General features: G+C 69.3%; 8 protein-coding genes. 7 read left to right on the top strand and 1 reads right to left on the bottom strand.

All coding sequences use genetic code 11. The features are described 5' to 3' along the window. The first annotated feature begins 2 nt into the window (after nt 1-2). The 6 genes from BMX57_RS03195 to BMX57_RS03170 are packed head-to-tail and all read left to right on the top strand — an operon-like array spanning nt 3 to nt 10,599. Entirely contained in the window at nt 3-1,016 is a 1,014-nt protein-coding gene (locus tag BMX57_RS03195; protein ID WP_092363067.1) for a glycosyltransferase family 2 protein, read from the top strand. Further along, nucleotides 1,013-5,599 carry a MupA/Atu3671 family FMN-dependent luciferase-like monooxygenase gene (locus tag BMX57_RS03190; protein ID WP_092362472.1) on the top strand — a complete coding sequence of 1,529 codons (4,587 nt, stop codon included), beginning with the start codon at nt 1,013-1,015 and terminating at the stop codon, nt 5,597-5,599. Before BMX57_RS03195 ends, BMX57_RS03190 begins: the two co-directional genes overlap by 4 nt. Further along, nucleotides 5,596-6,267 carry a 4'-phosphopantetheinyl transferase family protein gene (locus tag BMX57_RS03185; RefSeq protein ID WP_092362470.1) on the top strand — a complete coding sequence of 224 codons (672 nt, stop codon included), beginning with the start codon at nt 5,596-5,598 and terminating at the stop codon, nt 6,265-6,267. Before BMX57_RS03190 ends, BMX57_RS03185 begins: the two co-directional genes overlap by 4 nt. A gap of 32 nt (nt 6,268-6,299) precedes the next feature. Next, a complete protein-coding gene (locus BMX57_RS03180) occupies nt 6,300-7,244 on the top strand; it encodes a hypothetical protein (RefSeq protein WP_092362468.1) in 945 nt (314 codons plus the stop codon). Continuing rightward, complete coding sequence (locus BMX57_RS03175) at nt 7,241-9,766, top strand: hypothetical protein (protein ID WP_092362466.1); 2,526 nt, start codon at nt 7,241-7,243, stop codon at nt 9,764-9,766. The genes BMX57_RS03180 and BMX57_RS03175 overlap by 4 nt, the downstream gene beginning before the upstream one ends. Beyond that, complete coding sequence (locus BMX57_RS03170; protein ID WP_092362464.1) at nt 9,763-10,599, top strand: glycosyltransferase family 2 protein; 837 nt, start codon at nt 9,763-9,765, stop codon at nt 10,597-10,599. Before BMX57_RS03175 ends, BMX57_RS03170 begins: the two co-directional genes overlap by 4 nt. Before the next feature lie 19 nt (nt 10,600-10,618). On the opposite strand, the gene BMX57_RS03165 is transcribed toward BMX57_RS03170, so the two are convergent. Beyond that, nucleotides 10,619-11,821 (bottom strand): glycosyltransferase, encoded by a 1,203-nt coding sequence (locus BMX57_RS03165; protein ID WP_092362462.1) that lies wholly within the window; start codon nt 11,819-11,821, stop codon nt 10,619-10,621. A 206-nt stretch (nt 11,822-12,027) separates the two neighbouring features. On the opposite strand from BMX57_RS03165, the gene BMX57_RS03160 reads away from it, so the two are divergent. Beyond that, the gene (locus tag BMX57_RS03160) at nt 12,028-13,386 is read left to right on the top strand and encodes an oligosaccharide flippase family protein (RefSeq protein WP_092362460.1); all 1,359 of its coding nucleotides are present in this window, start codon (nt 12,028-12,030) and stop codon (nt 13,384-13,386) included.

Here is a 13,386-nt window from a genome sequence, read left to right as displayed (position 1 = left end):
TCATGCAAGAGCCCCGCATCCTGACCATCATCCTGAATTACCGCACGCCCGAGATGACGCTGAAAGCGGCCGAGGCGGCAATGCGCGAGATGGCGGAACTGCCGGGCGAGGTGTTGGTGGTCGAGAACGGGTCGGGCGACGACTCGCTGGCGATCCTGCAGCGCGAGGCCGAGGCGCGCGGCTGGACCCGGGGCGGCCGGCTGCGGGTTCTGGACAGCACCCGCAACGGCGGCTTCGGCGCCGGCGTGAATTTCGGGATCCGCGCCGGCATGTCCGACGGATCGGCGCCGGATTTCTACTACCTGCTCAACTCCGATGCCTGGCCCGACCCCGGCACCATCCGGCACCTGCGCGATTTCCTGATCGCCCATCCCCGGGCCGGGCTGGCCGGCAGCGGTGTGCGCGGGGTGGATGACGACCCGCACCGCACCGCGTTCCGCTTTCCGTCGATCGCCAGCGAGTTCGAGGGATCGATCCGCTTCGGTCCGGTCTCGCGCCTGCTCAGCCGGGCCATCGTGGCGATCCCGCTGCCGCAACGCGCGACGCGCATCGACTGGACCGCCGGCGCCAGCCTGATGATCCGCCGCGAGGTGATCGAGGCCACGGGCGGGTTCGACGAGACGTTCTTTCTCTATTTCGAGGAAACCGACCTGTGCCGCCGCGCACTCGACGCGGGCTGGACCACCCATTACCTGCCGGACTGCGCGGTGGTGCATGTCGGCTCGGCCAGCACCGGGATGAAGAGCTGGACGCGCACCCCGGGCTACTGGTTCGACTCGCGCCGGCACTATTTCATCAAGACCCACGGCCACATCTACGCGCTCTGCGCAACACTGGCGCTGATCGCCGGGCAGTCCGCCTGGCAGCTGCGGCGGCTGATCCAGCGCAAGCCGCAGGCCGATCCCGACCGGTTTCTGGGCGATCTAATCGCCCATTCCCTGACCGCCCCCTTCCGGCGCCCGGCAACGCGCCCGGAACCCGCCGTTCTGACCCCGTTGACGGAGGACGAGGCATGAGTTTTTCCTGTGTTGTGATCGGTCAGGAAAGCCTGCTGATCGGCTGTTCCGAGATGCTGCTGGAGCGTGGGCACGAGATCCGGGCCGTTGTCTCACGCGATGCCGACATCCTGGCCTGGGCGCGGGGCAAGGGGCTGCCGACGACCGGGGCGATATCCGATCTTGCCGAGACGTTCGATCCGGACGGGTTCGACTGGCTGCTGTCTCTGGCCAACCTGTCGGTCATCCCCGAGGCGGTTCTGGCGCTGCCCGCGCGGGGCGCGGTGAACTTCCATGACGGGCCGCTGCCCGAACATGCCGGCCTCAATTGCCCGGTCTGGGCGCTGATGGCGGGCGACACGGCCTATGGCGTCACCTGGCACCTGATCGAGGGCGGCATCGACGAGGGCGACATCCTGGCTCAGGAACGATTCGACATCGTGCCGGACGAGACGGCCCTGTCCCTGAACTCGAAATGCTACGCCGCCGGGATGGACAGTTTCCCGCAGGTGCTGGACCAGTTGGAGACCGGCCTGCAGCGCCAGCCGCAAGAGCTGCCGCACCGGGCGTATCACGGCCGCGACAGTCGCCCGCCGGCGGGCGGTGTGCTGGACCTTGCGCGCCCGGCCGGCGTGGTTTCGGCGCAGATCCGGGCGCTGGATTTCGGCGGATACTGGAACCCAGTGACCTGTGCGAAGCTGCGCATCGGCGCGGACATCCTGCGGGTGACCTCGGTGCAGGGCGCGGCCACAACCGGCGCCCTGCCGGGCACGGTTCTGGACGTGGGCGACCGGGTTCTGACGGTCGAGACCGGCGATGGCGCGCTGCGGCTGGAAGGCGTGACTCGGCTGGACGGGTCGGCGGTCGACCTGACCGGGCTGACACGGCCCGGCGACCGGCTGGTCCCGCCGGATGCGCAGGAGGCAACCGCCCTCGATGCCGCCCTGGCCGCCACACAACGCGCCGAACCGCATTGGCGGCGGATGCTGCGGGACCGTCACCCGTTGCCGCTGCCGCTGGCCGCTGGCAAAGCGTCCGGCGATTGGGCGGTCCAGAGGATCTCGGTCCCGCACGGGCTGAGCCGGGCGCAGATGGCGGCCGCGACCCTGCTCTGGGCGCTGCACACCAGCGGCGAGGATCACGGCGACTTGGCGCTGGCATCGGCAGGGGTCCGGGCGGCTCATGGACTGACGAGCGACTGGGTGCCGCTCCGGGCCCGCGACGACGCGCCGCTGGGCGCGTTGCAGATGCGGGCCGAGGCCGACCTGGCCAAGGCGGCCGAGCTGGGCGGGTTCGCCCGGGACCTCGTGGCCCGCGACCCGGGCATCGAGTTGCGCGGTACCCCGCCCATCGGGTTGGCCCTGGACGGTGCCGGGCCGGTGCCGGGCAGCCTTGCGACGGTTGTCTTGAGCGACGGGCGCATGGCGCTGCATGTCGACAGTGGCGCGCTGGATACCGATGCGGGCGAACTCCTGGCCCTGCGGCTGGAGCGCGCCTTGCAGGCCGTGGCCGGCGCGGCGGAGGATACAACGCCGGATCGGCTGGACCTCCTGCCCGAGGCCGAGCGCGCAACCGTGTTGACCAACTGGAACGACACCGCCCGGGACTATGACCGCGGCGAAACCGTGCATGGCGCCTTCGAGGCGCAGGCCGCGCGCATGCCGGACGCCCCCGCACTGGTCTTTGCCGAGCAGGCCTTCAGCTATGGCGCGTTGGACGCGCGGGCCAACGCCATCGCCGCGCGGTTGCGCGCGATGGGCGTGCAGCCGGGGGTGCATGTCGGTCTCTACTGTCCGCGTGGGCCCGAAATGGTGGCGGCGGCACTGGCAATCCTGAAAGCGGGCGGCGCCTATGTCCCGCTCGACCCGGACTATCCCGCCGACCGGATCGCGCACTATATCACCGACAGCCGCGCCGGGGTAATCGTGACCGAGGCGGCGCTGCGGACGGCCCTGCCCGCCGGTGACGCGCAGGTTCTGCAGCTGGAGGAAGTTGCGGCAAGCGACGTGGCCGTTGACGGTGGCGCCAGCGCCGACGATCTGGCCTACCTGATCTATACCTCCGGTTCGACCGGCACGCCCAAGGGGGTGATGGTCGAGCATCGCAACGTGATGAACTTCTTTGCCGGGATGGACGACCGGATCGACCATGCACCCGGCGACTGCTGGCTGGCGGTGACCAGCCTGAACTTCGATATCTCGGTGCTGGAGATCTTCTGGACCTTGGCGCGCGGGTTCAAGGTGGTTCTGAGTTCCGACGAGAACCGCGCGGCGATCTCCAACGGCCCGATCGCGGTTTCTGACCGGCATATCGACTTCAACCTGATGTATTGGGGCAATGACGACGGGCCGGGGCCGAAGAAATACGAACTGCTGCTGGAAGGCGCGAAATTCGCCGCCGCACATGGCTTCAACGCGGTCTGGACGCCCGAGCGGCATTTCCATGCCTTCGGCGGCCCCTACCCCAACCCGGCGGTGACCGGTGCGGCGGTGGCCGCCGTGGCGCCGGGGCTGGCGGTGCGGGCGGGCAGCTGCGTGGCGCCCCTGCACCACCCGGCGCGGATCGCCGAGGATTGGGCGGTGATCGACAACCTGACCGGCGGCAAGACCGGGATCGGCTTTGCCTCGGGATGGCAGCCGGACGACTTCGTGCTGCGCCCCGAGAACGCGCCGCCCAACAACAAGCCCGCGATGTTCGAGGCGCTGGAGACCGTGCGCAAGCTGTGGCGCGGCGAGAAGGTCGGATTCCCCCGCGCCGACGGGTCGATCCACGAGGTGGTGACGCAGCCGCGCCCGGTGTCGAAGGAGCTGAACGTCTGGGTGACGACCGCGGGCAATCCCGAGACCTGGAAAGAGGCGGGGCGCGTGGGCGCCAACGTGCTGACCCATCTGCTGGGGCAGTCGGTGGACGAGGTCGGCGAGAAGATCCGCCTCTATCACGCGGCACTGCGCGAGGCGGGGCACGATCCGGCGGATCACCGGGTCACGCTGATGCTGCATTCCTACCTGGCCGACAGCCGCGAGGCGGCGCGCGAAGTGGCGCGCGAGCCGATGAAGGATTATCTGCGCTCGGCCGCCGGGCTGATCAAGCAATATGCCTGGGCGTTTCCCGCCTTCAAGAAGCCCAAAGGCGTCAGCAACCCCTTCGAGATGGACCTGGGCGCGCTCTCCGAAGAGGAACTGGAGGCGATCCTGGATTTCGCCTTCGAGCGGTACTTCGAGGACTCGGGCCTCTTCGGCACGGTCGAGGACGGGCTGGCGCGGGTCGAACAGCTCAAGCGCATCGGTGTCGATGAAGTTGCCTGCCTGATCGACTATGGCATCGCGCCGGATCTGGTGCTGGAGGGGTTGAAGCCGCTGGCTCAAGTGCTGGAGCGGGCCAATGCGCCCAGCGCGCTGGCGGAGGACGATTTCTCGCTGGCCGCGCAGATTATCCGGCATGGCGTGACGCATCTGCAATGCACGCCGTCCATGGCGCGGATCATCGCCATGAACGACGAGGCGCGGATGGCGCTGCGGCGGGTGCGCCACCTGGTGCTGGGCGGCGAGGCGCTGCCGGGCGAGCTGGTGTCGGATCTGCGCGAGGCGACCGCCGCCCGGGTGCTGAACATGTACGGGCCCACCGAGACGACGATCTGGTCGACCTGCCAGCAGGTCGGGCCGACCGAGCCCGGCATTGTCGGCATCGGCACGCCGATCGCCAACACGTCGGTCTACGTGCTGGACCCGGGCGGGCGGATCTGCCCGGTCGGCGTGGCCGGAGAGCTGTGCATCGGTGGTGAGGGGGTCACGCGCGGCTATTGGCAGCGGGCCGAGCTGACCGACACGCGCTTCCCGCCGGACCCCTTTGCCGAGGCGGCCGGGCTGGCGGTGACGGCGGCGCCGCGCATGTACCGGACCGGCGACCTGGTGCGCTGGCGCATGGACGGCACGCTGGATTTCCTGGGCCGCACCGACCACCAGGTCAAGATCCGCGGCCAGCGGATCGAACTGGGCGAGATCGAGGCGGCGCTGGCCGTCCAGCCGGGCGTGACCGGAGCGGTGGTGGTGCCGCGCGAGATATCCGGCGATGCGCGGCTGGTGGGCTATGTCACCGCCGGCGCTCCGGTGGACGAGGCCGATCTGCGCGCGGCGCTGGCCGCTACCCTGCCCGAGGTGATGGTGCCGGCCCATGTGGTGACGCTCGACGCCTTTCCACTCACGCCCAACAAGAAGATCGACCGCAAGGCGCTCCCCGATCCAGCACCGGCACGGGCCGAGCCGGCGGCCGCCGGCCCCGCACCCACCGGCATCGAAGGCGAGATCGCCGCGATCTGGACACGGATCCTGGGCGTTGGCGCGATCCGGGCCGAGGACAATTTCTTTGCCCTCGGGGGCCATTCCCTGCTGGCGGTGCAGGCGCATCGCCAGATCCGCGAGACGCTGCAGCGCCCGGACCTGTCGATCACCGACATCTTCCGCTTTCCCACGCTGGGCGGTTTGGCGGGACACCTGTCGGGGGCCGAAACGGCAAAGCCCGAACCCGAAATCGCCGAACCCCAGCGCGCCGAAACCATGTCACGCCGCCGCGCCATGCGGGCCAGCCGCAAGGAACGGGCGCGATGACCCCCGGTGGCCCCGATGCCGCGCTGGAACTCGTGGCCGGGTTGCTGGACGAGAGCGTGGCGCTGGCCGCCACCGATCCGCGCGCAAACTATGCCCAGCGCGAGGATGAATGCGCCGCGTTGAACGGAGCGATCCCGAAACGCCGGCGCGAGTTTGCCGCCGGCCGGGCGGCGGCGCGCATGGCGATGGTCCGGCTGGGACTGCCGGAACAGGCGATCCCGATGGGCGAGGACCGCGCGCCGGTCTGGCCCGACGGCCTGCTGGGCAGCATCAGCCACACGCCCGACGCCTGCCTGGCCGCGGTGGCGCGCGACGGTGACAAGAGGCTTCTGGGGCTGGACCTGGAACCGGACGTACCGCTGGACCCCGAGCTGTGGCCGATCGTCTGCACGCCGGCCGAACGCGACTGGCTGGACGATGCGGCGGAACCGGCCCGGGCCGCCAAGCTGATCTTTTGCGCCAAGGAAAGCGCCTACAAGGCGCAATACCCGCGCAGCCGCACGCTGATCGATTTCCACGCCATCGAGGTGCTGCCGGACACAAGGGCGGGCACATTCACAGCGCGGTTTCGCCGCCCGGTGCCGCCCTTCCGGCGCAACGACCCTCTGGAGGGACGGTTCGCGGCGGGCAATGGGTTGATCGCCACCGTGGTCACCGATCCCGGCTGAACAGGTAGACGAGGAGCACGCCGAGACCCACCATGCGCACCGCCGTTCTGATCCTGCTCGGGCTTGCCGTTCTGGCCGCCGCCCTGTGGTGGTTCTGGCTCCGCCCCCGCCCGCCCGCGCCCGAGGCGGTGGCGGCGGCCTATGCCGACCCCCTGCCCGCGCCCGACAGTGCGCTGTCGGTCTATCACCTCGGGCACAGCCTGGTGGGCCGGGACATGCCCGCCATGCTGGCACAACTGGCCGGTCAGGGGCACCGCTATGACAGCCAGCTGGGCTGGGGTACGTCGCTGAAGCAGCATTGGCAGGGCGGCGACGCGATCAACGGGTTGGAGGAAGAGAACGCCCATGACCGGTTCCGGCCCGCGAAACAGGCGATCTCGTCCGGCGAATACGATGCCGTCGTGCTGACCGAGATGGTCGAACTGCGGGACGCGATCCGCTATCACGACAGCGCGCGCTACCTGGCGCGGTGGGCCGACCTGGCGCGGCAGGCCGGGCCGGATGTCCAGGTCTATCTCTATGAGACATGGCATCACCTGGACGATCCCGACGGCTGGTTGTCGCGGCTCGATGCAGACCTGCCTGCGCTGTGGGAGGACAAGCTGCTTCTGCCCGATCTGGCCGCCGTACCGGACCGCCCGATGCGCGTGATCCCCGCGGGGCAGGTGATGGCGGCGTTCGCCCGCGCGGTCGAGGCCCGCGGCGGCGTGGGCGGCATCGCGGGGCCCGAGGACCTGTTCTCGCGGCGCGACGATGGCACGCAGGACACCATCCACCTCAACGCTCTGGGGCACTACCTGGTGGCCCTGACCCATTATGCCGTGCTCTATCGCACCTCGCCCGTGGGTCTGCCGTATGAGCTGCGCCGCGCCGACGGAAGCCCCGCCCCCGCCCCGTCCGCCGAGGCGGCGGCGCTGATGCAACAGGTGGTGTGGGACGTTGTGACCAACTATCCCAAGACCGGAGTGGCGCGATGAGCTGGCTGTCGAGCCTGATTGGCGTCCTCTTCGTGGGCCATTCGCTGTTCGGCCCCACCAACCCTCAGATGATGTCCGAGGTCTTGGCCGAGAACGGCGTCCGGGTGGACTACCAGATCATCAATGGCGCCCCGCTCCGCCACAACTGGGAGAACGGCGCCAGCGCCCAGGGACTGAACGCGCGCCGGGCGCTGGCCAGCGGCGCCTATGACGCGGTGATCCTGACCGAGGCGATCCCGCTGGCAAATCACCTGCGATACAGCGACACCGTAGGCACCGCTCGGAAATACCACGCGCTGGCGGTCGAGAACAATCCGCAGGCCCGCGTTTATCTGCAAGAGACCTGGCATGACCTGCGCTCGGGCACCGGGGTCGCGATCGACTGGGACGAATCCGACCATATTCCCTGGCTGCAGCGGATCGAACAGGACCTCTCCGCCTGGCAGGGGGTCGTGGACGCGGTCAACGCCGAGCGCGCTCCCGGCACCGAACCGATGCGCCTGATCCCCGCCGGTCAGGCGATGGCGCTGCTGGCCTATGAGATACGGGACGGGACGGTGCCGGGCCTGCGCCGGATCGAGGACGTGTTTCACGACAGCATCCACCCCAACGACCTGGGGTTCTACTACCTGACAATGGTGCAGTATGCCGCGATCACCGGCGAGTCCCCTGCGGGGCTGCCACGGCGTCTGACGGACCAATGGGGCCAGGGGTTCGACGCGCCCAGCCCGGCGCTGGCCGCGCGTTTGCAGGAGCTTGCCTGGCAGGCGGTGGCCCAATTCCGGCAAGCCACGCCGACACCGCCGGCGCAGGCGCAAAAGGCACAGGCGACACCGCCCGAGGCGACCGGTCCACCGCCCACCCTGCCCGACCCGCCGCCCGGCGCGGCGCTGCCGTCCGAGCCCGGCCCGGTGCCTCGCGGTATCGGTCTGGCCAAGCTCAACGACTGGTCGGTGCAGCAACCCTTCATCGACGTGTTCAAGACCGCGCGGCGGTGGATCGGACACAAACCCCGCCAGTATGGCGGCGCCACGCATGACGACCTGGAGGCCGCCGGCTATCTGGACGCGGATGGCTGGCCGCTTTCGATCCCGCCCGAGCTGGGCTCGATCGGAACGCTGGTGCTGACGGACCTGCCAGAATACGACACGGCCAGCGCCGGACGCTATGTGCTGACATTTGCCGGCAAGGGGATCGTCGAGGTGACAGGGCGCGCGACCGGGGTGCGCTATGGCCCGAACCGGGTCTCGTTCGACTTCACACCGGGGCCGGGCAGCGTCGACATCCGGATCCAGCGCAGCGGGCCGGGCAACGCGTATGTGCGCGACATCGCCGTGGTCAAGGAGGAGAACCAGGAGGCCCATGCGGCCGGCGCGCTGTTCAACCCGCTCTGGCTGGCGCGGCTCGACGGGTTTCGGGCGGTTCGGTTCATGGACTGGATGGCGACAAACGATTCCGAACAGTCACGCTGGGAGGACCGGCCGAAGCCCGACGATTACAGTTATTACCGCAAGGGCGTTCCGGTCGAGGTGATGGTGGCCCTGCTGAACCGGGCCGGGCTGGACGGGTGGTTCAACATGCCCCACAAGGCGGATGACGACTACATCCGCCGCTTCGCAGAAGTCGTCCGCGATCAGCTGGCCCCCGACAGGCGCGCCTATGTCGAGTATTCCAACGAGGTCTGGAACTGGCAATTCCAGCAGGCACATTGGGCCGACGAACAGGCGCTCGCACGCTGGGGCAAAAAGGACCGCTGGGTCGAATACTACGCCGCCCGTGCGGTCGAGATGGCAGAGATCTGGACCGAGGTGTTCGGAGAGGAAGCGGCGGACCGGCTGGTGCGCGTGATCTCGACCCAAACCGGTTGGCGGGGCCTGGAAGAGCAGATCCTGAACTCGAAACTGTGGATGGCCGAAGCACAAAAACGCAAGCCGCCTGCGGCCTATTTCGACGCCTACGCCATAACCGGCTATTTCGGCGGCACGCTGGGATGGGAGGATCGGCGTGAAATGGTGACGGGCTGGCTTGACGTCAGCCGGCGGGCCGCCGAAGCCGAAGGTGCCGCACGTGGGCTGAACGGCGCAGCGCTGGAAAACTTCGTCGCGCTGCACAGGTTTGACGTGGCGGTCTCGCAGGCCCGCGCCGAGCTGCGCGATGGTGCCGTCAGCGGCGACCCGACGGACACCCTGGTCGGCAACCTGACCGACCTGATCGCCTATCATGCCGAGGTTGCCGACCGGCACGGGCTGGACCTGATCGTCTACGAGGGCGGCAGCCACGTGGTCGGCACCGGACCACTGGTGGATGATCCCGAGCTGACGGAATTCTACACCCACCTGAACTACACGCCCGAGATGGGCGCGCTCTACAGCGAGCTTCTGGCAGGCTGGAAGGCGTTGGGCGGCGGGCTGTTCATGGCGTTCCAGGATGTCTACCGGCCGAACCGGTGGGGCAGCTGGGGGCATCTGCGGCATCTCGACGACGCCAATCCCCGCTGGGACGCTTTGACGGCGTTCCAATGACCCGCCGCCTGAGCGTGATCCTGCCGGCCCATGACGAGGCGGAGTGGATCGAGGCCTGCCTTGCGGCACTTTTTGCCTCGGATCCGCTGCCGGAGGGCTGGACCGGCGAGGTGTTTGTGGTTGCCAATGGCTGCGCCGACGATACCGCAAAGCGTGCCCGGGCGATGTCGGATGCGACGTCGGGCTGGGACCTTGCGGTGATCGAGCGCACGGAGGGCGGCAAGCCCGGCGCGCTGAGCCAGGGCGATACGGCGGCGCGCGGCACGATCCGGGCCTATCTGGACGCCGATGTGCGGGTCGATCCGCCCCTGATGGCCCAGCTGGTCGCGGCGCTGGACTGCAACGTGGCACGCTATGCCAGCGGCACGCCGCGCCTGACCCGGGCGCACAGCGCCTTTACCCGGGCCTATGGCCGGTTCTGGGTCACTTTGCCCTTCGTCACCCACGGTGTGCCCGGTTTCGGGCTGTTCGCGATGAATGACTCGGGCCGCGCGCGGTGGGGCGCCTGGCCCGAGATCATCTCGGACGACACTTTCGCCCGGCTCAGCTTTGCACCCGACGAGCGCATCCGGGTGCCCGCCGGTTACGGCTGGCCACCTGTCGAGGGGCTGGGCAATCTCGTGCGCGTCCGGCGTCGCCAGAACCGCGGCGTGGACGAGATCTCCAGGCTCTATCCGGACCTGGCGGCGCACGACGATACGCCACGGATCGGCATGCGCGGCCTGCTTCGCCGCCTGCTGGCCGACCCGGCCGGGTTTGCCGCCTATGCCCTGGTCAGCCTTGCGGTGAAGACACCGCTGTTCGGCGGATCCGGCTGGACCCGGGGGCGCTGACGCGCGTCTGCTTCGCCGGTCAGGGGGTACGGGTCATCAGTGCTGCCAGCCGGGCCGCCGCCCGGTCGATGTCATGGCGGCGCAGGGCCCGGGTCCGGCCGACCGCGCCCATCGCGGCCAGCTGTTCGCGCGGCGTGACGGCCAGGGTGCGGATCGCGTCGGCCAGCGCCCCGTCATCACCGGCGGGCACCAGCCAGCCGGTGCGCCCGGGCTGGACCAGTTCGGGGATGCCCGCGACATAGGTCGAGATCACCGGGCGGGCGGCGGCCATCGCCTCCATCACGACCATCGGCAGCCCTTCGGCAAAGCTCGGCATGACCAGCGCGTGCGACGCGTCCAGCGCGGCGCGCACCCCGTCCTGGTCCAGCCATCCGGTCAGGGTGATGCGCCCCTCCAGCCCGGCCTTGTCGATCTCGGCTGCCAACACGGGGCGCATCGGCCCGTCGCCCACCAGGGTGAGGTGCAGATCGGGATGCGTGTCGCGCAGCCGCGCCATTGCCTGTACCAGTACCATCTGGCCCTTCTGTTCGGCAAACCGGCCGATCGAGACCAGGTGCAGCGCGCCCTCCGGCAGGGGGGCGGCCTGCTCGAACGCGCCGGGTTCGATCCCGCAAGGGACCACGGCCAGCCGGTTCCAGGCCTCGAACGCGGTCCAGCGGCACAGCTGGCTGCGGCCGAACTGGCTGACTCCCACGGCAAAGGCCGCGCGCTCCAGCTTGGCGGGCAGGGACAGGGCGGCAGGGGCGTCGAACTCTTCGGGTCCGTGCACGGTGAAGGAGTAGCGCGGCCCGCCCAGCGCGTTTGCCAGCATGGCCACCATCGCGGAATTGGTTCCGAAATGCGCATGCAGATGGGCAATACCATCACGCTTGCAGCGGCCGGCGACCCAGCCGGCCTCGGCCAGGTAGATCAGATGGCGCAGACGCCCCAGCGGCGAGGCCGCCCCGCAACGCAGCGCCAGGCGCAGCGCGCGCAACCCGCGCCGGGGATCCGCCAGGACGCGCCCGAGCAAGGCCCCGGTCAGCGCCATGGCACCGCGTTCCAGCACGAATTCGGTGGCGGCCTCCTCCTGCCGGTCGCGGTCATCGACCAGCGGCAGGTCGGGCCGCCGCATCGCCAGCCGCGTGACGTTCAGCCCAAGGCGCTCCAACGCCTGCAGCTCGCGCCGGATGAAACTGTGCGACGGCTGCGGATAGGTGTTGAGGACATAGGCGATTTTCACGGAGACGGCTACCGGGTTGGGTCAAGCCCTCTTACTCCTAACCGGAGCGGTCCGCTGCGCAAGGGCAGGTGCCAAGCCGGGTAGCGCGATGTGGACCGCCGGACACAAAGGCCCGGGCCGGTCGCGGGCACAATTGACCCCCCTGCCCGCCGCCCCTAGCGTGCCATCGAACCGGCGCCATGCCGGGCAGGAGCGCGGACCCGCAAATGAAGCAGATCGCCACGGCCTTTCGGGGATCGGGCCTGATGGCCCGCGTGCTGCGCAGTTCCTCGTGGCTGGTGATCGGCTATGGCGGATCGCAGGCGATGCGGCTGGCGGCCAACCTGATCCTGACCCGCCTGCTGTTTCCCGAGGCGTTCGGCCTGATGGCGCTGGTGATGGTCGCGGTGATGGGGCTCGGGCTGTTTTCGGATGTCGGGATCGGCACCTCCATTGCCCAGAACCCGCGCGGCGACGACCCCGAGTTCCTGAACACGGCCTGGACCATCCAGATTGCCCGCGGTGTGATCCTTTTTGTCGCAGCCTGCCTGCTGGCAAAGCCGGTCGCCGGGTTCTATGGCGAGGCCGACCTGGCGCTCTACCTGCCCATCGCGGCGCTGTCGCTGCTGCTTGCGGGTTTCTATCCCACCCGCATCGAGACCGCGAACCGCCACCTGCTCGTCGGCCGCCTGACCGGCTTGACGCTGCTGAGCCAGGGCCTGGGGATCGCCGTGGTGATCATCGTGGCGTGGGCCACCGGCTCGGCCATCGCGCTGGTGCTGGGCGGCGTGGCCGAGGCGGCATTCCGGTTGACGCTGACGCATTTCTTCCTGCCCGGCCCCGCGAACCGATTGCGCTGGGACCGGTCGGCAGCGCTCGAGATCCTGCATTTCGGCAAGTGGATCTTTCTCAGCACCGGGCTGACCTTCGTGGTCAGCCAGAGCGACAGGGCGATCCTGGGCCGCTACCTGAGCCTGGACATGCTGGGGATCTACAATATCGGGTATTTCCTGGGCAGCTTTCCGATGATGCTGGGCATGGCGGTAAGCACCAAGCTGATGATCCCCGTCTACCGGGACAAGCCGGTGCGCGGCAACCGCGACAACTGGCGCAAGATCCGCAGGCTGCGTTGGGCCATGACGGTCGGGCTTTCGGCGCTGTTGCTGGCGATGGCCCTGGCGGGGCCGGGATTGGCCGCACTGCTCTATGACGATCGTTATCTGCTGTCCGGGCCGATCCTGTCGCTGGTGGCGATCTCGCTGATCCCGCAGGTGATCGGCATGACCTATGACGACGCTGCGCTGGCCGCCGGCGACGCAAGGTCGTTTTTCGTGCTGATGCTGGCGCGGGCGGTCGTGCGCGTGGCCACGATCATGGCCGCACTGGCGGCATTCGGTCTGATTGGCGCCATCGCAGCGCTGGGGCTTTCGGTCGTGCTGGTCTATCCGGTGCAGGCCTGGCTCGCCGCGCGCCACCATGCCTGGGATCCGGTGCATGACGCGCTGGCGGCCTTGGTTTGTGCGCTGCTGTCTGCTGCGGTGATTGCCGTGCACTGGGACAGTTTTACCGGTCTGGCCGGTTTCTGA

The organism is Cribrihabitans marinus (assembly GCF_900109035.1).
Lineage (GTDB): Bacteria > Pseudomonadota > Alphaproteobacteria > Rhodobacterales > Rhodobacteraceae > Cribrihabitans > Cribrihabitans marinus.
This window is presented reverse-complemented; position numbering and strand designations above follow the sequence as displayed.